General features: G+C 72.5%; 16 protein-coding genes. 3 read left to right on the top strand and 13 right to left on the bottom strand.

Going from position 1 to position 19,516, the window contains the following annotated elements; translation table 11 throughout:
• Positions 1-110: 110 nt before the first annotated feature.
• From ahcY to AB0B20_RS12380, 11 genes are all read right to left on the bottom strand, one after another.
• On the bottom strand, positions 111-1,610 hold the full coding sequence (ahcY, locus tag AB0B20_RS12430; protein WP_357470279.1) for an adenosylhomocysteinase: 1,500 nt from the start codon (positions 1,608-1,610) through the stop codon (positions 111-113).
• A gap of 289 nt (positions 1,611-1,899) precedes the next feature.
• Complete coding sequence (gene manA, locus AB0B20_RS12425) at positions 1,900-3,060, bottom strand: mannose-6-phosphate isomerase, class I (protein WP_357387926.1); 1,161 nt, start codon at positions 3,058-3,060, stop codon at positions 1,900-1,902.
• 3 nt (positions 3,061-3,063) lie between these two features.
• On the bottom strand, positions 3,064-4,122 hold the full coding sequence (locus AB0B20_RS12420; RefSeq protein ID WP_357387928.1) for a cation diffusion facilitator family transporter: 1,059 nt from the start codon (positions 4,120-4,122) through the stop codon (positions 3,064-3,066).
• A gap of 28 nt (positions 4,123-4,150) precedes the next feature.
• Positions 4,151-5,347: an SIS domain-containing protein gene (locus tag AB0B20_RS12415; RefSeq protein WP_302904039.1), complete on the bottom strand. Its 1,197-nt coding sequence runs from the start codon at positions 5,345-5,347 to the stop codon at positions 4,151-4,153.
• Positions 5,344-5,550, bottom strand: coding sequence for a Trm112 family protein (locus AB0B20_RS12410; protein ID WP_357387930.1), 207 nt, complete (start codon positions 5,548-5,550; stop codon positions 5,344-5,346). The genes AB0B20_RS12415 and AB0B20_RS12410 overlap by 4 nt, the downstream gene beginning before the upstream one ends.
• 199 nt (positions 5,551-5,749) lie before the next feature.
• Positions 5,750-6,745 (bottom strand): hypothetical protein, encoded by a 996-nt coding sequence (locus AB0B20_RS12405; protein WP_357470276.1) that lies wholly within the window; start codon positions 6,743-6,745, stop codon positions 5,750-5,752.
• A 198-nt stretch (positions 6,746-6,943) separates the two neighbouring features.
• Complete coding sequence (locus AB0B20_RS12400) at positions 6,944-7,570, bottom strand: endonuclease V (protein ID WP_357470273.1); 627 nt, start codon at positions 7,568-7,570, stop codon at positions 6,944-6,946.
• 16 nt (positions 7,571-7,586) lie between these two features.
• The gene (locus tag AB0B20_RS12395) at positions 7,587-8,021 is read right to left on the bottom strand and encodes a hypothetical protein (RefSeq protein WP_357470270.1); all 435 of its coding nucleotides are present in this window, start codon (positions 8,019-8,021) and stop codon (positions 7,587-7,589) included.
• Complete coding sequence (locus AB0B20_RS12390) at positions 8,021-11,941, bottom strand: toxin glutamine deamidase domain-containing protein (RefSeq protein ID WP_357470266.1); 3,921 nt, start codon at positions 11,939-11,941, stop codon at positions 8,021-8,023. The genes AB0B20_RS12395 and AB0B20_RS12390 overlap by 1 nt, the downstream gene beginning before the upstream one ends.
• Positions 11,942-12,286: 345 nt before the next feature.
• On the bottom strand, positions 12,287-12,643 hold the full coding sequence (locus AB0B20_RS12385; RefSeq protein WP_357387938.1) for a hypothetical protein: 357 nt from the start codon (positions 12,641-12,643) through the stop codon (positions 12,287-12,289).
• A gap of 3 nt (positions 12,644-12,646) precedes the next feature.
• Complete coding sequence (locus AB0B20_RS12380; protein WP_357387940.1) at positions 12,647-13,060, bottom strand: YbaB/EbfC family nucleoid-associated protein; 414 nt, start codon at positions 13,058-13,060, stop codon at positions 12,647-12,649.
• An 81-nt stretch (positions 13,061-13,141) separates the two neighbouring features.
• Between AB0B20_RS12380 and AB0B20_RS12375 the strand changes: the two genes are divergently transcribed.
• A complete protein-coding gene (locus tag AB0B20_RS12375) occupies positions 13,142-14,374 on the top strand; it encodes an SUKH-3 domain-containing protein (protein WP_357470263.1) in 1,233 nt (410 codons plus the stop codon).
• A gap of 3 nt (positions 14,375-14,377) precedes the next feature.
• Here AB0B20_RS12375 and AB0B20_RS12370 read toward each other — a convergent pair whose 3' ends face one another.
• Positions 14,378-15,817 (bottom strand): aldehyde dehydrogenase family protein, encoded by a 1,440-nt coding sequence (locus AB0B20_RS12370; protein WP_357470260.1) that lies wholly within the window; start codon positions 15,815-15,817, stop codon positions 14,378-14,380.
• A 142-nt stretch (positions 15,818-15,959) separates the two neighbouring features.
• Here AB0B20_RS12370 and AB0B20_RS12365 point away from each other — a divergent pair, with 142 nt between their 5' ends.
• Entirely contained in the window at positions 15,960-17,396 is a 1,437-nt protein-coding gene (locus AB0B20_RS12365; protein WP_354865071.1) for a gamma-aminobutyraldehyde dehydrogenase, read from the top strand.
• A 6-nt stretch (positions 17,397-17,402) separates the two neighbouring features.
• Positions 17,403-18,674 (top strand): 4-aminobutyrate--2-oxoglutarate transaminase, encoded by a 1,272-nt coding sequence (gene gabT / locus AB0B20_RS12360; RefSeq protein ID WP_357470257.1) that lies wholly within the window; start codon positions 17,403-17,405, stop codon positions 18,672-18,674.
• 84 nt (positions 18,675-18,758) lie between these two features.
• Here the strand turns inward: gabT and AB0B20_RS12355 are convergent, their stop codons facing one another.
• Positions 18,759-19,418 (bottom strand): hypothetical protein, encoded by a 660-nt coding sequence (locus tag AB0B20_RS12355; protein WP_357470254.1) that lies wholly within the window; start codon positions 19,416-19,418, stop codon positions 18,759-18,761.
• Positions 19,419-19,516: the final 98 nt, after the last annotated feature.

Here is a 19,516-nt window from a genome sequence, read left to right as displayed (position 1 = left end):
GATCCGCGTAACGTCACCCGGTTCGACATCCGCAAGCCTTCCCCGTACGCGAAAAGGGACCGGGACGGCCGCGCGGCGGCCGACCCCGGTCCCTCCGGGAGCGTGGAGACTCAGTAGCGGTAGTGGTCCGGCTTGAACGGGCCCTCCTGGGAGACGCCCAGGTAGGAGGCCTGCTCCTTGGTGAGCGTGGTCAGCTTCGCGCCGAGCGCGTCCAGGTGCAGCCGGGCTACCTTCTCGTCCAGGTGCTTGGGCAGCACGTAGACGCCGATCGGGTATTCGTCGGTCTTGGTGAACAGCTCGATCTGGGCGATCGTCTGGTTGGCGAACGAGTTCGACATCACGAAGCTCGGGTGGCCGGTGGCGTTGCCCAGGTTCAGCAGGCGGCCCTCGGAGAGCACGATGATGGCGTGGCCGTCGTCGAAGCGCCACACGTCGACCTGCGGCTTGATGTTCTCGCGGGTCACGTCGCTGCGCTTGGCCAGGCCGGCCATGTCGATCTCGTTGTCGAAGTGGCCGATGTTGCCGACGATGGCCTGGTGCTTCATCCGGGCCATGTGCTCGTTGGTGATGACGTCGAAGCAGCCGGTCGCGGTGATGAAGATGTCGGCCTGCTCCACCACGTCGTCGAGCGTGGCGACCTGGTAGCCGTCCATCGCCGCCTGGAGGGCGCAGATCGGGTCGACCTCGGTCACCACGACCCGGGCGCCCTGGCCGCGCAGCGACTCGGCGCAGCCCTTGCCCACGTCGCCGTAGCCCATGACCACTGCCATCTTGCCGCCGATCAGCACGTCGGTGGCGCGGTTGATGCCGTCGATGAGCGAGTGACGGCAGCCGTACTTGTTGTCGAACTTGCTCTTGGTCACCGAGTCGTTGACGTTGATGGCCGGGAAGAGCAGCGTGCCGGCGCGGTGCATCTCGTAGAGCCGGTGCACACCGGTGGTGGTCTCCTCGGTGACGCCCTTGATGGCGGCGGCGATCCGGGTCCACCGCTGGCCGTCCTCGGCCAGCGAGCGGTGCAGGAGTTCGAGGATGACCGCGTACTCCTCGGAGTCGGCGGACTCGACCGGCGGCACGACACCGGCCTTCTCGAACTCGGCGCCCTTGTGGACGAGCAGGGTGGCGTCGCCGCCGTCGTCCAGGATCATGTTCGGACCCTGGCCGTCCGGCCAGTTGAGCACCTGCTCGGTGCACCACCAGTACTCCGGCAGCGTCTCGCCCTTCCAGGCGTAGACCGGCACGCCGGCCGGGGCCTCCGGGGTGCCCTCGGGGCCGACCACCATCGCCGCGGCGGCGTGGTCCTGGGTGGAGAAGATGTTGCAGGACGCCCAGCGGACCTGCGCGCCGAGCGCGACAAGGGTCTCGATCAGGACGGCGGTCTGGACGGTCATGTGCAGCGAGCCGGTGATCCGGGCGCCGGCCAGCGGCTGGGCCTCGGCGAACTCGCGCCGGATGGCCATCAGGCCCGGCATCTCGTGCTCGGCGAGCCGGATCTCCTTGCGCCCGAACTCGGCGAGCGACAGATCCGCCACCTTGTAGTCGCCCTCGGCGAGGGTGCTCGGCCGGGCCTGCGACGACGCGCCGCTGGAGGCCGCCGGGAGGGTGCTGGTCATGGAAGCTCCTGTCGAACGATGGTGGTGCGCAGCTTTCCACCTTACGCTCGCGGACCACTCCCTCCGTGCCCGGTTTGCCGACCGCGCAATCGGCCGGTCGGCGGACAGCGCACGGGGCGGTCGGTGGTGAGCGAACTCTCCACTCACGGCCCGGCCGCCCCGCGCATCCCCCCGGTTTGGTTCCCCCGCACGTCACCGGACCTTTCGGCGCGACAACGCTGCGTACCCATAGGGTCACACCGCATTGGAGGACCGTCAAGCCGTTTCGGGAAAGTCGGACTTGCCCGGATCAGGGCATCCCGCAGGTGGCGACGAATGCCTCACCCGCCCCGCTCACCGCCAGCGGCCCCCCGGCCGCCGTACCCACGGCTGCCTGACCCGCGTCCAGCGTCACCACGCCCACGCCGTCGTCCACTGTCAGCTTCCCGGCCCGGCACAGCACCAGACGTGGCCCGGGCAGTGTCAGCCGCACCCCCGGCGACCCGGCGGTCACCTCGACCCGGTGCAGCGCGAAGTCCTCCACCGGCACCGGCCAGGTCAGCACCCCCGGCTCCACCTGCTCCGGCCGCAGCACCGGCCGGGTCAGCACCTCGAACCGGAGCACCCGCAGCAGCTCGTCCACGTCGACCCGCTTCGCGGTGAACCCGCCGCGCAGCACGTTGTCACTGGCCGCCATGATCTCCACGCCGGTGCCGCGCAGGTAGGCGTGCAGATTCCCGGCCGGCATCCAGATGCCCTCGCCGGGCGCCAGCCGGACGTGGTGCAGCAGCAGCGCCACCACCACGCCCGGGTCGGCCGGATAGCCGGACGCCAGCATGCGGACCAGCTCGGCGTCCGCCGAGCCCGGCGCGGCCTCCGCCGCCGCCAGCACGGCCGCCACCAGCCCGGCGCGCTCCGCCACCGGCCAGCTCAACAGCAGGCGTACCGCCTCCCGCAACCCCGCCGGCCCGTCGCGCAACGCCGCCACCACGGGCTCCAGCACGGGTACCCCGAACGCGGCGATGGCCGCCGCCGACTCCCCCGGGTCGCGGAAGCCGCACAGCGCGTCGAACTCCGACAGCGCCACCAGCAACTCCGGCTTGTGGTACGGGTCCACGTAGTTGACCCGCCCCACGTCGGCGGCGTGCCCGGCGCGGGCCTGCTCGGCGTCCGGATGGGCCTGGAGGCTCAGTGGCGACTCGGCCGCCAGCACCTTCAGCAGGAACGGCAGCCGGGTGCCGAACCGGCCGACCAGCCGCTCACCCAGCCAGTGATCCGGCTCGGCCACCAGCAGTTCGGTGAGGCTGACCGGCCGGCCGTCACGCTGCACGGTGGCCGGGGCGCCCGGGTGGGCACCCAGCCACAGCTCCGCCTCCGGCCCGTTGCTCGGCACCGGCCGCCCCTGCAACTCGGCGATAGCGGTGCGCGAGCCCCAGGCGTAGTCACGGATCCGGCCCTGCAACAACTCCATCGGTCAGCTCCCGGGCCGCCCGGCCACCTCGCCGGTCGCGTGCGCCTCACCCGCCGTGTGCGTGTCACCGGCCCTGTGCGCCTCGTCGGTGGTCGCCGCCTCCGGGACGGCGGTGTCCGCCGCCTGACCGGTGCCCGCGCGCTCGGCGGCCGGCGAGTAGATGTCCGGCTCCAGGTAGATCACCCGGGCGGTCGGCACCTCGCGCCGGATCCGCGCCTCGACGGCGTTGATGTCACGGGCCAGGTCGTGGGCGGTCTCCCAGGCCGGCACCGCGATCTTCGCGGCCACCATCAGCTCCTCCGGGCCCAGGTAGAGCGTCTTCATGTGGATGATCCGCTCCACCTCGGGACCGCTCGTGACGGCCTGCTCGATCTTTGTCAGCTCGCCCTGCTCGGCGCCCTCGCCGAGCAGCAGGCTCTTGGTCTCGACCGCCAGCGTGACCGCGATGACCACGAGCAGGACGCCGATCATCGCGGTGCCCGCCGCGTCCCACATGCCGTTGCCGGTGATCAGCGTCATGCCGACGCCGAACAGCGCGAACACCAGGCCGACCAGGGCGCCGAAGTCCTCCAGCAGAACCACAGGCAGCTCCGGGGCCTTGGCCCGGCGGATGAACCGGACCCAGGACTGGTTGCCCCGGATCAGGTTGGACTCCTTGATCGCGGTACGGAAGGAGAAACCCTCCATCACGATCGCGGCCACCAGCACCGCCACCGGCACCCACTGCCAGTTCTCGATCGGGTGCGGGTCGGACGCCTTGTGGTAGGCCTCGTAGAGCGCGAACAGGCCACCGAGACTGAACAGCACGATCGCCACGATGAACGCGTAGATGTAGCGCTCCCGGCCGTACCCGAACGGGTGCTGTGGCGTGGCCTGCCGCTTGGCCCGCCGGCCGCCGAGCAGCAGCAGGCCCTGGTTGCCCGAGTCGGCCACCGAGTGGATCGACTCGGCCAGCATCGACGACGAGCCGGTGAGGGCGAACGCGATGAACTTGGTGACGGCGATGCCGAGGTTCGCCGCCAGGGCGGCGACGATCGCCTTGGTGCCCCCGTTCGCGCTCATTCCCCGCCTCGCTCGATGCCCCGTATGTTCACTGGTTTGCCAGCTCCTTCATCTCCGTGATGGCCGGTACCGCCATCGGGTCCAGCCCGTGTGCCAGGGCGAGGTAGATCGAGGCGAAGTCGGGGACCGCCACCAGCGACGCGAGCCGTTCCAGCGCGGAACCGCCCTCGGCGGTCACCACGTCACAGCGCACACCGCGGCGCTCGGCGAGCGTCTGCACCGCGTCCGCGCGGCGCTCCTCCACCGCCAGCGGCTCGTCGGTGTCGTCGTCGGCGTTGAGGCCGCCGTCGCGCAGCAGCACCAGCCGCAGCCGGGTGCCGTCGGACTCGTCGTCGCCCGGGTCGGCGAAGATGTCCCGCTCGCCCTCCGCCAGGCCGCCGAACACCCCGTCGAGCAGGCCGACGCGGCCCCGGCCCGCCTCACCCAGCGCACCGGCGACCACCGGGTAGCGGGCGTTCGCGGACAGCGTGTCACCGAACCGCCGGGCGGCCACGGTGGCCAGCGGGGACGAACCCCACACGATCGGGATCGAACCGGACAGGCCCAGAGCCAGCGACTTCGCCGGGTTGACGAAGGACTCCGCGGTCGGCCGGCATCGATCGGCGTCGGCGTCCAGCCGGGCCGCCGTCTCGGCCAGATCGGCCTCGTTGACCTTCACGAGCCCGAGGGTACGGGCGGCGAGCAGAACCGGCACGGTGAGCGCCCAGAGGCTGGCCCGGGCCGGCGCGCGCCGGGGCACCGGGATGAACGGCGCGCGGGCCCGCTCGGCCACCGACTGGAGCTGCGAGTCGGGCGCGCCGACAGCCACCAGCCGGGCGCCGCGCCGGTGCGCCGCCTCGGCCGCGCCGAGCGCCTCCGGGCTGCGACCGGACGCGCTCACCGCGATGACCACGTCCGCCGCGCCCACCCAGCCCGGCACGCCGGCGCTGCGGTGCGGGATGACCGGCACCGGACAGCGCGGCCCGGCGACCGTGGCCAGCACGTCACCGGTACGCCCGGCGGTGCCGATGCCGGCGATGACCACCGCGCGGGGCCGGCCGTCGTCGGCAAGCACTGACAGATTGGCCTCGGCGGCAAGCGCCGCCGACTCACGTACCTGGGCACCTGCGGACGCGGTGTGCCGGAGCATGCCGCCCGGATCCCGCTCGGAGAGCTGCGCCGCGTCGTCCAGCAGGGCCTCGTCGGCGTGCCGGTGCCCGCTGACCCCGGCCGTACCCTCCATCACCGCGACGACCCGCCCCGCGCCTCGTCGGCGGCGGGGCCACCGCGCGCCTCGTCCAGCAGGAGCACCGGGACGTCGTCCCGGACCTCGAAGATGCGACCGCACTCGGTGCAGGTCAGCGTCTGCGCCCCCGCGTCGTAGTCCAGCGGGGCGTGGTGCGTGTCCGGGCAGGCGAGGATGTCGAGCAACTGCGGGTCCAGGGCCACGGCGCGGCTCCTTCCACGTATGCGGTCTCACCGGTCGGCGGTGCCGAGCGGCGCACGCGATCTTATCGGCCGAGCGGCCACGGCACCGGGCCCCGTTCGGCCCCGGTGTTCCGTCCTCCAGCCGGACAGGTGGCGCCCTCCGGGTAACGGCATGACCACTCACGGTCACGGTAACCCCGGGAGCGGGTCGGGTTCCGGCTCAGTCCGGCAAGCGGGGCAGAACGGTCGTCGCGTCGCCGCCCGCCGGGGGCGAGGGCGGCGGCACAACGATTGTCGCGTCCCCGCCCGCCGGTGCCGGTGGCGCCGGGGCGGGCGCGGGCGCGCCGTACACGTTGCCGGCCGCGCGGGGCGGCGGCGTGCCCCCGTACACCGTGGGGGCCGGTCCGGGTGTGCCGGAACGGTAGGTGGTGGTGCTGCGCGGCAGCGGCACCGGCGGAAGGCCGGCGTCCGCGCCGCCACCGGCGCGGTCGGCGCGGTTGCGGCGCAGCAGCAGGACGATGAGGGCGGCGCCGGCGAGCACCAGCCCGATACCGAACCACATGATCATGGATCCTCCGAACGACGAGTCGTCGGCCGCGGCGGTGGCCGGGGGCGCGGCGGCGGCCACCGGCGACGTGTCGGCCGCCTCGGCCGCCGTGGTCTCGCTCGCGCTGGGCGTGGGCGAGGGCTTGCGGGACGGACTGGGGCTGGGTGTGCGCGGGTCGCCGACCAGCCGGGCCGACCCACCGGCCCGGCCGAGCACCTCGCCGTCCGCGGCACTCGCCTCGCCGGCCAGCTCCAGCCGACCATCGGCGGCCCCGGCCAGGAAGGACACCCGGTAGCGCACGGTGACGGCCTTGCCCTTGCAGAGCGGCCGGTCGACCGGCGCGACGGCGGCCGTGGCGACGGTGCCGCCGTCCCCGGAGACCCGCACCGGCACCCATCGCCGCCCGGACGCCATCTCTACCCGGACCTGATCGGCCCGCAGGCCGTCCAGGCGGAGCCCGACCACGGTACGCAACCGCACGCAGCCGTCCGTCCGCTTGCGCACCTCGATCGCCACGGTGCCCGGCGCGCCACCGGCGGTGAAGCTCTTCGCCGAGCGCAGTCCCACCCGGTCGTCCCGGGCCGACGCCGGTGACGCCGGGACGGCGATCAGGCCACCCAGCAGCGCGCCGACGATGGCCCATCGCGCCGCTTGCCGCCCTGCCGACATCTCCACCTCACCGTTGCGTCCGGACCGGATCCGCCGGCCAGGTTACTACCGGCCCGGTCAGGCCCCGGAGCATCGAGCGGCCCACATGTGCGCCGCGCCACGCGATCACCGCCCGCCCAGGTCACCGCCCGACGCGTCCGCCCCGGCGAGGGCCTGCCGGCAGAGCCGGTCGGCCGTACGGGTCGTCTCCGGCAGCCGCTACCGGGGCGTCAGTGCCAATACCCGATCCACCGCGTCGTTCAACCCCATCCGGTGGCCGACGCTGACGAAGACCGGCCGGACACCGTCCTGGGTCCGCAGCACCCGCCCGACCACCTCGCCGCCGTCGCACAGGTCGGCGCTGTCACCACGCCGAGGGCCCGGCCCGGTCCACGTGCCGACGAGCGGCGTCTTGCCCACCCCGATCGCGGGCAGCCCGGTCACCAGGCCAAGGTGACAAGCCAGCCCGAACCGGCGCGGGTGCGCAAGCCCGTGCCCGTCACAGACCAGCAGCTCGGGACGGGTGGTGAGCCGGTCCAGCGCGGCGAGCAACGCCGGCATCTCGCGGAACGCGAACAGCCCCGGCACGTACGGAAAGGCGGGTCGCCCCACGCACACCGCCTCGTCCACCACCTCGAGGGTCGCCGCGTCGAGGACCGTGACGGCCGCCGCGAGCAGGTCAGCGTCCTGCGCGTACGCCACGTCCAGCCCGGCCACCGTCGCGGGCGCGGCAGGACCGGGCCCGGTCAGGTCCACCCGGGACCGCAACTCCTCCTGTACGCGTCTCGCCTCCGCCGCGTCGGCGGGCGGCACATAGGGCACGGGTGGGCCGTCGGTGGAGGGCATGTCGTTCGCGGCTGTCTCAGGAGGCGATGGTGGGGTCGGCGGCGTGGTCACCGGCCTGTTGGAGCTGTTCCTCGAACATCACGAAGGTCCGCCGCCGGATCCCCTTAATCAGAGCCGCCTCCTCCGTGGTGAACGGTCGCCTCTCCGCGATGGCGGGCGCCTCGAGCGCTCGGACCGTTTCGTAGAGCGCGAAGATCGGCCCCTCGCCCTTCAGGTAGCGTCCGCGCAGCTGCTCGACGTGCTGCACGAAGGCATCAGCGGAGCGCACATAGATCTCGCCGCCCACGCCACCGATCACGTCGTCGACGAGATCGTCTGCCGGCCGCCAACCCCCCGTCGAGCGATCCAGCTTCCAGGCGGCATGGCCGCCGTCCGGCGTGGCGACCAGCTTCACAGGCGTGTCGTAGTGCTCGAAATAGGCGGGAAGTTCGATGCCGTCGGCTGTGGCCATCACTCACTCTCCTGGTGCAGCGCCGTCTGCAGAGCCGCCCAGAACAGCTCACGCTGGCGCCGAAGCACCCCCCGACGAATGGCGGACTCCGTCACCGTCACGCTACGTCCCTCCTCGCGAGCAACCGCTTCGAGGTCACGGCGCACTTCGAAGAGCGAGTGTTCCCAGGTCGCCACTTTGTCGAGTGGCGCCAGTTGCAGCCGGAACTCTGCGATGTGCCCGTTGGAGGCACGAAGGAACATCTGCACGTCTCGGTATCCACTGTTCTGGGGGCTCTGGAAGCGGTCTTCGAACTTCACCAGATGCAATCGCCAGTCGTTCCTCAGACGCGCGAGCCCGCCGTAGAGTTCGTCCAGGTTGCCGAACGAGACGTAGCCGCCCGCGAGATCCTTCAGCTGTGACGCATCGCCGCCGTAGCCCTTGATCTTGTCCTCGGCCCGTGCGCGGTCCTTGGGCTCGCGACGCGGGTGATATTCGGCACCACCACCGCATGACTCTGCCAAATCTCGTCCCAGGGAGTTGAGCTCCGACTGCGCGACGGCAGCTTCCTCATACAACTGGTCCAGATACTGCTTTCCATAGACGGCGTCGCCGAGTCGTGCCAGATCGAAACCCGGCTGTACCGCCTCTGCGCCATCAGTCGTAAAAGATCCACTCACCGCCAAGTGGGCGACTGTCAATGGAGTCGGCATCGGGGCCGGCTGTTTCGTCGTTGCAACTACGTCAGCCCCACGTTCCCGGATCTCGCCTACCACGCCTTGCAACACGTCTATGGCCTGCTGGTGGCTGGCCAGGTGGTACAGGGTCAGCGGGCGGGCGGTCAGCGAGTTGGCGAGTTCGGGTGTGGCGAGGATCATCCGGACCAGGTCGGGCCGCTCCGCGAGCTGTCGCACCAGCGTCTCGGCCAGCAACTCCTCCCGTCGCGGCGGCGCTTCCCAGCTCTGGTCGAGCATCCGCTGTACCCGCGGGTCGGCGAACAACCGGGTGAGATCGGTCGCGGCGCCCTCGTCCAGGCCGGGTACGAGCCGTCGCAGCGCCGGCACGTCGGCGTGCTGCGCCAGCTCGACTGGTGTCACCCCGGCGGCGAAGGCGGCATCCAGGTTCCCGCTCTCCGCGAGCACGTCGCGCACGTAGAGCCCGGCCGCGATCCGGTCGGCGTGCGCCTGCCGGTGGTCCTGGCGTACCCGGTTCGGTTCCGGCTCGACCGGCGGCGCGTTGCCCGGCAGCGGTCCGTCAGTCCCGCGGTGGAAGGTGGTGGACTCGCCGAGCAGGTGAACGTGGTTGAAGTCCGGAACGTGGCCGTCGACGACCGGCGCTGGCGGCCGTGGCTGCACCGGGCGGGGCAGCGGCTCGGGCAGGACGTTGTAGGTGCCGGGTGGGCGGCCGGTGAGCGGCATCGGGCGCCCGTCGGGGCCGAGCACCAGAGCGTCGACACCCACCACGTTGCTGCGGTCCGGACGGCCGCTGTGGTGGTAGATCGGCCGGTCCGCCACCGCGCCCGACTGCGGATCGAGGAAGAGGACAGTGCCGTTCTGGTTCAACGCCACCCACGCGTGCGACCCGCCGCCCTCGAAGCTGGTGATGAGGAACGCGTAGCTGCCGTGGCCGCCCGACGCGAGTTGCGCATACAGGTCCCGGTAGCCGCCGTCCACCAGCCGCTGCCGGTCCCGGCCGGTGATCCCGGGCCGATCCGGCGGGCAGAGGTTCTGGAACCGGCCGCCGGTCGTCTGCTCGACCCGCAGCGGTCCGTCCGCCTCGCCGCCCACCGGCCGGTTCACGTCGCCGTTCAGATAGCCGTCGAACGTACGCGGCGCGGCGACGCGCGGCCGCCCGTGGACCCAGGTCTCGAACAGCGACAACGTGCAGTCGAGGCAGTTGATCCCCCGGGTGGCGTCGGCCGCCGGTCCGCCGTCGTTGGCGAGGCGGAACCAGCCGCCGCGCCGGGGATCGGCGGTACGCGCGACGCTGCCGTCCGGGTTGCGGGGCATCTGCCGTTCGAGGTCGGTCTGGTGCAACGCGAGCGGAGGCCGGAGTCCTCCCCGGCGGCCGTAGGGCCGGGATCTGTCGACCGGCTCGGGGTGACCGTTACCGGTGAGCGCGGAGCGGTCGGTGGTCTCCACCGCACCGACGGCCAGGTCCGCCACGTCGTCGTTGATCCGGTAGAAGTCGAGGTCGTCCTCGACCATCACCTGCTCCGGCAGACGCCCGCCGGCGCGGATCACCTCCACCTCGTCGACGTCTCGGTAGTGCAGGCGTTCTCGCCGCCGGCCCTCCCACACGTGCCTGTCGGCAAGGTCGTGCTGGCCGGCCTGGCGCAGCTCGTGTGCCCGGGTCAGGAGCCAGCGCGCCGCCTCGTAATGCTGTTCGGCGCGACCACGTAGCACCTTGATCTGCGCCTGCCGCCTGTTCTCCTCGTGCAGGGCACGCTGTGACCGCAGGTAGCCCTGGTAGCGGCGCCGGTCGAGGCCCTCCCGATCGGCCTTCAGCCGCGCGGCGCGCTGCTGGGCGGTCTCGCGATGCCACGGCTGGACATCGATCGGACCAGGATTCGGCCCCGGCGTGTCGGTAGGCGGGTTATGCGGAGCCAAGGACTCCAGCAGCGGAAATCGGGGGTTGGGCCCTGGCCGGGGTTCGGGCCCGACATTCGGCGCTCCCGGATGCGGTCCCGGCTGAGGGCTCACCGGTGAGACCGATGACTGTCCCACAAGGCTTCCGTTGCTGATGTGCGCAGCCCGGTCTGTAGGAGTTGGTGCCGCAGCCAACGGTCGATCGGCGAGCGAGGCGGGATGTGTCGTCGGTGCGGCTGCCGCCTGAACCGGGGTGGTCGTAGACGGTGTGGCATGGTCGACCGGCGTCACCACCGGACCCGCGCCGCCATGGGCTCCGGTCGCGGGGAGGGGCGGACCGGCGACTGGCGCGTCCGTGACCACCGACGACAATGTGGGACTCGTGGCGACCGTCGGACGTGCCACGTCGTGCGGCACGGCCGCGCCGTCCAGGGCGGCACCGGCGTGCGGCGCCGTGGCCGTCGGCTCCGGGCCCGGGCGGGGCAGGTCCACGGCGAGCGGGTGTGCCCCGGCGACTTCGGGCGAGACGTGCGTGGGGGTCACGGGGACCGCCCCCGCCGTCGCATCGCCGCTCTGGACGACCGGCTCGGCAACCCGCTGGGCCGGGATCAGCCCGACCGGATCGGTGACGGGCGGCACGTCCAGGCCGACCGGCGAGACCGGCAGGCCGCTCAACTTCCCGTCGAGGCGGTGGTGCAGTGCCGAGTCCGCCTGGCCGGTGGCGGACCCGGTCACACCGGAGGCCGCCGCACGCGCCAGATCCTCCAGCGACGGTCCGTTGCCGGTGGCCAGACCAGCGGCGGTCTCGGCGAGCGTCTCGCCGGCCATCTCCCGCCCGAAACGCTCGCCGATCTCGGCGAAGCGCCCGTTGGCGTGCCGGCCCAGACCGGCAAGCGGGGCGACGGCACCGCCGGCGAATCCGCCGAGGGCCGACGTGCTCACGTCGGTCAGGTCGAGGCCGCTCCGCCGGCCGGTGGAGTTCTGATACGCCTGGGTGCCGAGGCTGGTGGCCGCCTCCTGACCGGCCTCCAGCAGCCCACCGACCACGGCCTGCCGGGCCAGCTTGCGAGCACCGGACTTGGCCACCTCCTTCGCGGCCCGTTCACCCGCCTCCTTGAGGCCCTGCTTGACCGCCTTCCGTGCGAGCTGGGCCACCAGCCGCTTGAAGATCTGCTGCACCACGACCCGCGTGGCGGTGACCGCTGCGGCGGCCGCCGGGGAGGCGGCGCCCAGGGTGAGCACTGCCGCCACCGCCAGCGACAGCAACTCGATGACCAGGATGCCCAGCTCGATCCAGGCTTCCAGCTTCGCGCCCTCGATGTCACAGCCGCAGGAGTCGACCAGCCGCGCCAACTCGTCGGTGGCCGAGATCAGGACGTGCAGCGGCGCGTCGTCGCCCTCGGCGAGCTTGTGCCAGGCCTTGTCGAACGCGCCGGCGACCAGGCCGACTCCCCCGTAGCCGCTCCTCACCTCACCGGCGGCGGTCATCGCGTCGTCGCGCGGACGGGTCAGGACGCCGGCCACGCCGTACCACTGGTCGGCCAGGTCCCAGACGGACCGCTCGTTGCCCTCCGGCCACTCGACGCCGACCACCCAGTCGAGCGCCTCATAGATCCAGCCGGGCACGTCCCAAGGGCAGAAGTCGAGCGGGTGCGGGATCGGGCTGGGCAGCATGCTCACGCGCGGGTCCTCCGGTGGTCAGCGCCGGGGCCGATGGGGGTGGTGCCCTTGCTGCGGGATCTTCCCGAGGTCGCGGGCGTTGCTCAGGTCTGTCTCGACGGTGGCCGCGACCGAACGGACGACGTCCGACCCAAGCACGTCGAGCGACCGGCCGAGAAGCTCCCACGCGCGCAGCAGCGTCTCGGCGTAACCCTGGTAGTGCTTGTCGAAGGCGGCGCCGATGTCGTCTCGGCCCCAGGGCCGCTGGGCGCTCGCGACGGCGATCGGATCGCCCGTCTCCCGCCGGGCCGCGCTCACCGCCCGCCCCGACAACGCCAGGTCAGCACCGCCGCGGCGGGCCCGGTCGGGGTCCAGCCAGATCTCTCCCCCGGCCACCTGTCACTCGCCGCGGGCCAGCACGGAGTCGGCCCGGCCGAGCAGCGCGCCGAAGTCGTTGGTACGCAGGAACTCGACCGACGGGGAACCCGGCGGCAGGTAGCCGGAGACCAGCTCCCGGGTCGCGGTGGTCGCGGCGGTGGAGGCGCGCAGCACGGTCTCGGTGATCTTCCGGCTCAACGCCCGGGCGTCCCGGTCGCGGAACACCGCCGGGCTCACCTCGACGCTGATGAGCTCGCCTCGCGCGCCCACCACCGCGGTCACCTGACCGTCGTCGGAGCGTTCGGTCACCCGCAGCTCGGCCAGTTTGATCTGGAGTTCGTCCAGACCGGACCGCAGGCGCTGGTATTGGCCGTACACCTCGTCGAATCGCGCGCGCAGTGCACGGTTCGCATCCCGGTCCGCACTCTCGGCCACCGTCGCTCCCCTTTCGTCACCGTGGGTAGGGCCGACCATACCGGGTGCCACGAAACCCGTGGGGTCCGGTAATTTCAGGTGGTGATCGAGCGACAGCAGGCCGAGCAGATCGCCTCCGTGTGGGCCCGGCGGGACTCCGAACGTCTCGGTTTTCCCTGCACTCCTGTGGTCGAGGAGTTCGACCTGGGCTACCTGGTCAGCTCCACGGTGTCGACCGACGCCCGGGCGCTGCCCGGCGACCTGCCGACCACTGTGATCGACAAGGAGACCGGCGAGGTGTCGACCTGGCCGCGGATCCCGGCTCCGGCGGTCGAGGAGATGTACCGCCAGCGACGCCCGGCCGAGCCACGCGCTCCGCGTACCGTCGATCCGGCCGCCCAACTGCTCCGCGAGCTGACCCGGCTGCCCACGCCCGGCGCGGCAGCGCACCTCACGCTCGACGGCCGGCAGCACGTCGCGCAGGGCGCGAAGGGCGACATCGAGGTGCGGCACCACCCGCTCGTGCGGTCCTATCTGGAGGAACTACCCGCCGGCCACCTGGTACGCGGCGGCGAGCGGCACGCCGAGATGATCGTCGTCTCCGACGCGCTGTACGAGCACGACCACCGCCGGGCCGCCGATGGTCTGCCGCCACTGTCCATCGAGGAGGCCCGTGACCTGCTCGGCGCCAGCCGGATCGAGGTCTACCGCAGCCGCGAGCCGGGTGACCCGCTGGGAGGGCTCGCCGAACTTCCCTGCGACTCGTGCGTCAAGTTCCTGGTGCGGATCGGGGTGCTGCCGTGGGCCGACCTCGCGTTCGTGGAGGAATGGCGACCGGAGCCGCGCCCCGTCATCGAACCCGGACGGTTTCCGGACGAGGTCGCCCACGCGCTCATCGAAGGCGGGTGGCAGGTCAGCATCTTCAACGAGGCACTCGCGATGGGCGCGATGGCCGAGACGAAGGCGATCGCGGGACAGCATCACCGGCATGAGCCCTTCCCTGCCGCAGAGGCAGCGCTCACCGCGTTCCCGGCCGTCCTGAGCCGACGGCGAGGGCCCGGGGAGCAGGTCTGGATCAGCCAGTTCACCACGAATCCGCTGCGGGCCGCGCACACCGCCGACTCCCTCGCCGACTTCGCCGCCGTCCTGGGCGCCCGCCTCTTCCCGCTCGGCAGCGAACGCCAGGAGAGCATCCTCGCGGTCGACGAGCACGGCCGGATCTTCGCCCTCGACCAGGCCGGCGAGTGGTTCCTCGGGGCCGACATCGACGCCGCCCTCACCACCCTGCTCCTCGGCCGCGCCCCCGCCCGGGTCCGCGACGACGGCACCTGGTGACGATCAGAGGGCCACGCCGGTCAGCACCGTGACCCGGGGTTCGGTGTAGTCGTCCATGGCGCTGCGCAGCCCTTCCCGCCCGACCCCGGAGCCCTTCGTCCCGCCGTACGGCATCTGGTCGGCCCGGTACGACGGCACGTCTCCGACGATCACGCCGCCGACCTCCAGCGTGCGGGCGGCGTCGAACGCCACGTCGAGCCGGTGGGTGAACACGCCGGCCTGGAGGCCGTACGCGGAGTCGTTGACGGCGGCGAACGCGGCCCGGTCGTCGGCGACCGGGGCGACCACGAGCACCGGCCCGAACACCTCCTCGGCGCACACCTTGGCGTCGGCGGGCACGCCGCTGAGCACTGTGGGCGGGTAGGTGGCGCCGTCGCGCCGCCCGCCGGCCTCGACCACCGCGCCGACGGCGACCGCCTCGTCCACCCAGTCCTCGACGCGCTGCGCCGCCTCGACCGACACCAGCGGGCCGACGTCGGTCTGCTCGGAGCGCGGGTCACCGGTGCGTAGCGCCCGCACCGCCGCGACGAGCCGGGGCAGGAAACCGTCGTAGAGCCGTTCGTGCACGTAGACCCGCTGCACCGCGATGCACGACTGCCCGGCCTGATAGTTGGAGAACGTGGCGATGCGCTGCGCGGCGAAGGTCAGGTCCTCGTCGGCCGACCAGTCCGCGCAGATCACCGCCGCGGCGTTTCCGCCGAGTTCCAGCGTGACGTGCTTGTCCGGCGCGGCCCGGCGGATGGCCGCGCCGACCGGTCCGGAGCCGGTGAACGACACCACCGGCAGCCGGGGGTCGGTGACCAGTTCGGCGGCGCGCTCGTTCGGCAGCGGCAGCACCGAGAACATGCCCTCGGGCAGGTCGGTCTCGGCCAGGATCTCGCCGAGCAGCAGCGCGGTGAGCGGGGTGGCCGGGGCCGGCTTGACCACGATCGGGGCGCCGACGGCGAGCGCCGGGGCGACCTTGTGGGCGACCAGGTTGAGCGGGAAGTTGAACGGGGTGATGCCGAGCACCGGGCCGCGCGGCACGCGCCGGACCAGGGCGATCCGCCCGGTGGCGGCGGGGTCGGTGTCGAGCCGCTGCAGGTCGCCGGAGAAGCGGCGGGCCTCCTCGGCGGCCCAGCGGAACGTGGAGATCGCGCGTCCCACCTCCGCCCTGGCCCACTTGACCGGCTTGCCGTTCTCGGCGGTGATCAGCGCGGCGACCTCGTCGGCCCGCTCGGCGAGCCGGCGGGAGACGTGGTCCAGGGCCGCCGCGCGGGCGTGCGCGGGCAGGGCCGCGGCCTCCGCGGCCACCCCGGCGGCGCCCGCGACGGCGGCTTCGACCTGGTCGGCCGTGGCGAGCGTGGTACGCCCCACCGGCTGCCCGTCGTACGGGTGGGTGACTGTCAGTTCGCTCTCGCCGTGGGCGGGGCGACCGGCGACGTAGAAGGCTCTCGGCTCCACGCCCGGCAGCCTAGACCAGAAGCGCCCACGCGGAAACAGTTGCCCAAACCCTTGTCTGCCTCGGATTTAGTAGCCAAGATGGCAGTCAGATTGCGATAACCTCCGCTGACCCTCTCCCCGGCCACCTTCTCGGAGACTTCTGATGAGCGACCAGCAGCAGCTGCGCAACTTCGTCAACGGCGAGTACGTCGAACCGGTGGACGGCGGCTACGCCGACCTGATCGACCCGTGCACCGGCGAGGTCTTCGCCCAGGCCCCGGTCTCCGGCGCGGCGGACGTGGACGCGGCGATGAAGGCCGCCTCCGCCGCGTTCGAGACCTGGCGGGACGCCACGCCGGGCGAGCGGCAGCGGGCGTTGCTGAAGTTCGCCGACGCGGTGGAGGCGCGGGCCGCCGAGCTGGTGGACGCGGAGGTCCGCAACACGGGCAAGCCCCGGCAGCTCACCACCGAGGAGGAGCTGCCGCCGGCAGTGGACGAGCTGCGCTTCTTCGCCGGTGCGGCCCGCCTGCTGGAGGGGCGTTCGGCCGGTGAGTACCTGGCCGGGCACACCTCGTACGTGCGGCGCGAGCCGATCGGCGTCTGCGCCCAGGTGACCCCCTGGAACTACCCGCTGATGATGGCGGTCTGGAAGATCGCCCCGGCGCTGGCGGCGGGCAACGCGGTGGTGCTGAAGCCGTCCGACACCACGCCGGTGTCGACGCTGCTGCTGGCCGAGATCGCCGCCGAGCACCTGCCGCCGGGCGTCTTCAACGTGGTCTGCGGCGACCGGGACACCGGCCGTGCGCTGGTCTCCCACCCGACGCCGCAGCTCGTGTCGATCACCGGCTCGACCCGCGCGGGCATGGAGGTCGCCGCCGCGGCGGCGCCGGACCTGAAGCGGACGCACCTGGAGCTGGGCGGCAAGGCCCCGGTGGTGATCTTCGACGACGCGGACGTGGCGGCGGCGGCCGAGGCGATCGCGATGGGCGGCTACTTCAACGCCGGTCAGGACTGCACGGCGGCGACCCGCGTGCTCACCGGGCCGGGCATCCACGAGGACTTCGTGGCCGCGCTCACCGAGCAGGCCCGCAACACCCGCACCGGCGCGCCGGACGACGCCGACGTGCTCTACGGCCCGCTGAACAACGCCAACCAGCTCGCCCGGGTGAGCGGCTTCGTGGACCGTCTGCCGGACCACGCGAACGTCACCACCGGTGGTGGGCGGGTCGGCGAGCGCGGCTTCTTCTACGCCCCGACCGTGGTCTCCGGCGTACGCCAGACCGACGAGATCATCCAGGACGAGGTGTTCGGGCCGGTCATCACCGTGCAGCGCTTCTCCGACGAGGACGAGGCGGTGCGCTGGGCCAACGGCGTGGACTACGGCCTGTCCGCCTCGGTGTGGACGCGCGACCACGGCCGGGCCATGCGGATGACCCGCCGGCTGGACTTCGGCTGCGTCTGGGTGAACACGCACATCCCGTTCGTCTCGGAGATGCCGCACGGCGGCTTCAAGCACTCCGGCCACGGCAAGGACCTGTCGGTCTACAGCCTGGAGGACTACACCCGGATCAAGCACGTCATGCACAACATCGAGGGCTGATCGGCGATGGCCAGCAGCGAGGAGTTGCACAAGCGCCGGGTCGGGGCCGTGGCGCGGGGCGTGGGCAGCACGGTTCCCGCGTACGTGGACCGGGCGGGCGGCGGCACGATCACCGACGTGGACGGGCGGGAGTGGATCGACTTCGCGGCCGGCATCGCCGTCACGAACGTGGGCAACTCCGCGCCCCGCGTGGTCGAGGCGGTACGCGCGCAGGTCGAGCGGTTCACCCACACCTGCTTCATGGTCGCGCCGTACGAGTCGTACGTGGCGGTCTGCGAGCAGCTCAACGCGGTGACGCCGGGTGGTTTCGAGAAGCGGTCGGCGTTGTTCAACTCCGGTGCCGAGGCGGTGGAGAACGCGGTGAAGATCGCCCGGCACGCGACCGGGCGGCCCGCAGTGGTGGTGTTCGACCACGCGTACCACGGCCGGACCAACCTGACCATGGCACTGACCGCGAAGAACATGCCGTACAAGCACCGGTTCGGGCCGTTCGCCGGTGAGGTCTACCGGGTGCCGATGTCGTACCCGCTGCGCGACGGCGGGCTGGACGGCGCCACAGCGGCGGCCCGCTCGATCGAGATGATCGAGAAGCAGGTGGGCGCGGAGAACGTGGCGGCGCTGCTGATCGAGCCGATCCAGGGCGAGGGCGGCTTTGTCGTACCCGCGGAGGGGTTCCTGCCGGCGTTGCGCGAGTGGGCGACGGCGGCCGGGGTGGTGTTCGTCGCCGACGAGATCCAGACCGGTTTCTGCCGCACCGGCGACTGGTTCGCCTGCAAGCACGAGGGCGTCGAGCCGGACCTGATCACGCTGGCCAAGGGCATCGCGGGCGGGCTGCCGCTGGCGGCCGTCACGGGCCGGGCGGAGCTGATGGACGCGGTGCACGTCGGCGGCCTCGGCGGCACGTACGGCGGCAACCCGATCGCCTGCGCCGCCGCGCTCGCGTCGATCGAGACGATGCGGGAGCTGGACCTGGCCGCCGCCGCCCGCCGGATCGGCGCGGTGATGGGCGAGCGGCTGCGCGCCATCGCCGCCGGTGACCCGCGCGTGGCCGAGGTACGCGGCCGGGGCGCGATGCTCGCCGTGGAGATCGTCGTACCGGGCACGCTGACCCCGGACCCGGCCGCCACGGCGTCGATCTCGGCGGCCTGCCACGCGGCCGGGCTGCTCACGCTGACCTGCGGCACCTACGGCAACGTGCTGCGGTTCCTGCCTCCGCTGGTGATCTCCGACGACGAGCTGGGCCGGGGCCTGGACATCCTGGCGGCCGCATTCGGCTGACCCGCACGGGGAACACCTGATCCCGCACGGGAACACCATGGGCCCGATCTCCCAGGACCGGCCCATGGTGTTCCGCGCGGACGATCAGCGGAGCAGTTCCACAGTGTTGCGCCGGACCAGGTTCTTGCCGGGTTCCCGGATCGCGTCCATGGCTGCGGTGTTGAGCAGCACGCAACTGCCCGACGGCCCGGTCACCGTCACCGTCACCACCTTGTTGTTGTCCAGGTTCGTCACCCGCAGCCGGGTGCCGAGCGGGAACTGACCGCTGGTGGCAGCGGGTGCCCCGCCCTCGGCGAAGAACGTGATCGCGCCGGAGCAGACGCTGCCGCCGATCGGCTGCGCCGCGCCCGGGCGGGTCTCACCCAGTTGCGCGCCCGGGGCCGGGGCGGCGGCGCCGTCGAGGCGTTCCACCACGTTGCGGCGGATGACGTTCTTGCCCGGCTCGCGTACCAGGTCCATGGCGGCGGCGTTAAGCAGCACGCAGCTCCCGGACGGCCCGGTCACCGTCACCGTGGTCACCTTGCGGTTGTCCAGGTTCGTCACCCGTAGCCGGGTGCCGACCGGGAACCGGTCGCTCGTCGCGGCCGGCGGTCCGCCCTCGGCCGAGAAGGTCACCGACCCGGCGCAGACCGATCGCGCGGCCGGCGCGGTGTCCGCGAAACCGAGTCCGGTGCCCACCGAGACCGCCACCGTGGCGGTCACCGCCACCGTCGCCGCCAGCACGTGCTTGCGCTGCACCCTCACGTTCTCTCCCGTCGTCGCTGCTGTTCGACGCGTGGTACGGACGGGAGGGCCGGACCGTTCGATCCGGCCGGCGGTCCACAACGGAAGGTGAGGGCCCG

Origin of the sequence: Micromonospora sp. NPDC049151 (assembly GCF_040648395.1) — a bacterium.
Taxonomy (GTDB): Bacteria; Actinomycetota; Actinomycetes; order Mycobacteriales; family Micromonosporaceae; genus Micromonospora.
Note: the sequence above shows the minus strand (reverse complement) of the source record. Positions and strands in the feature narration are given on the sequence as shown.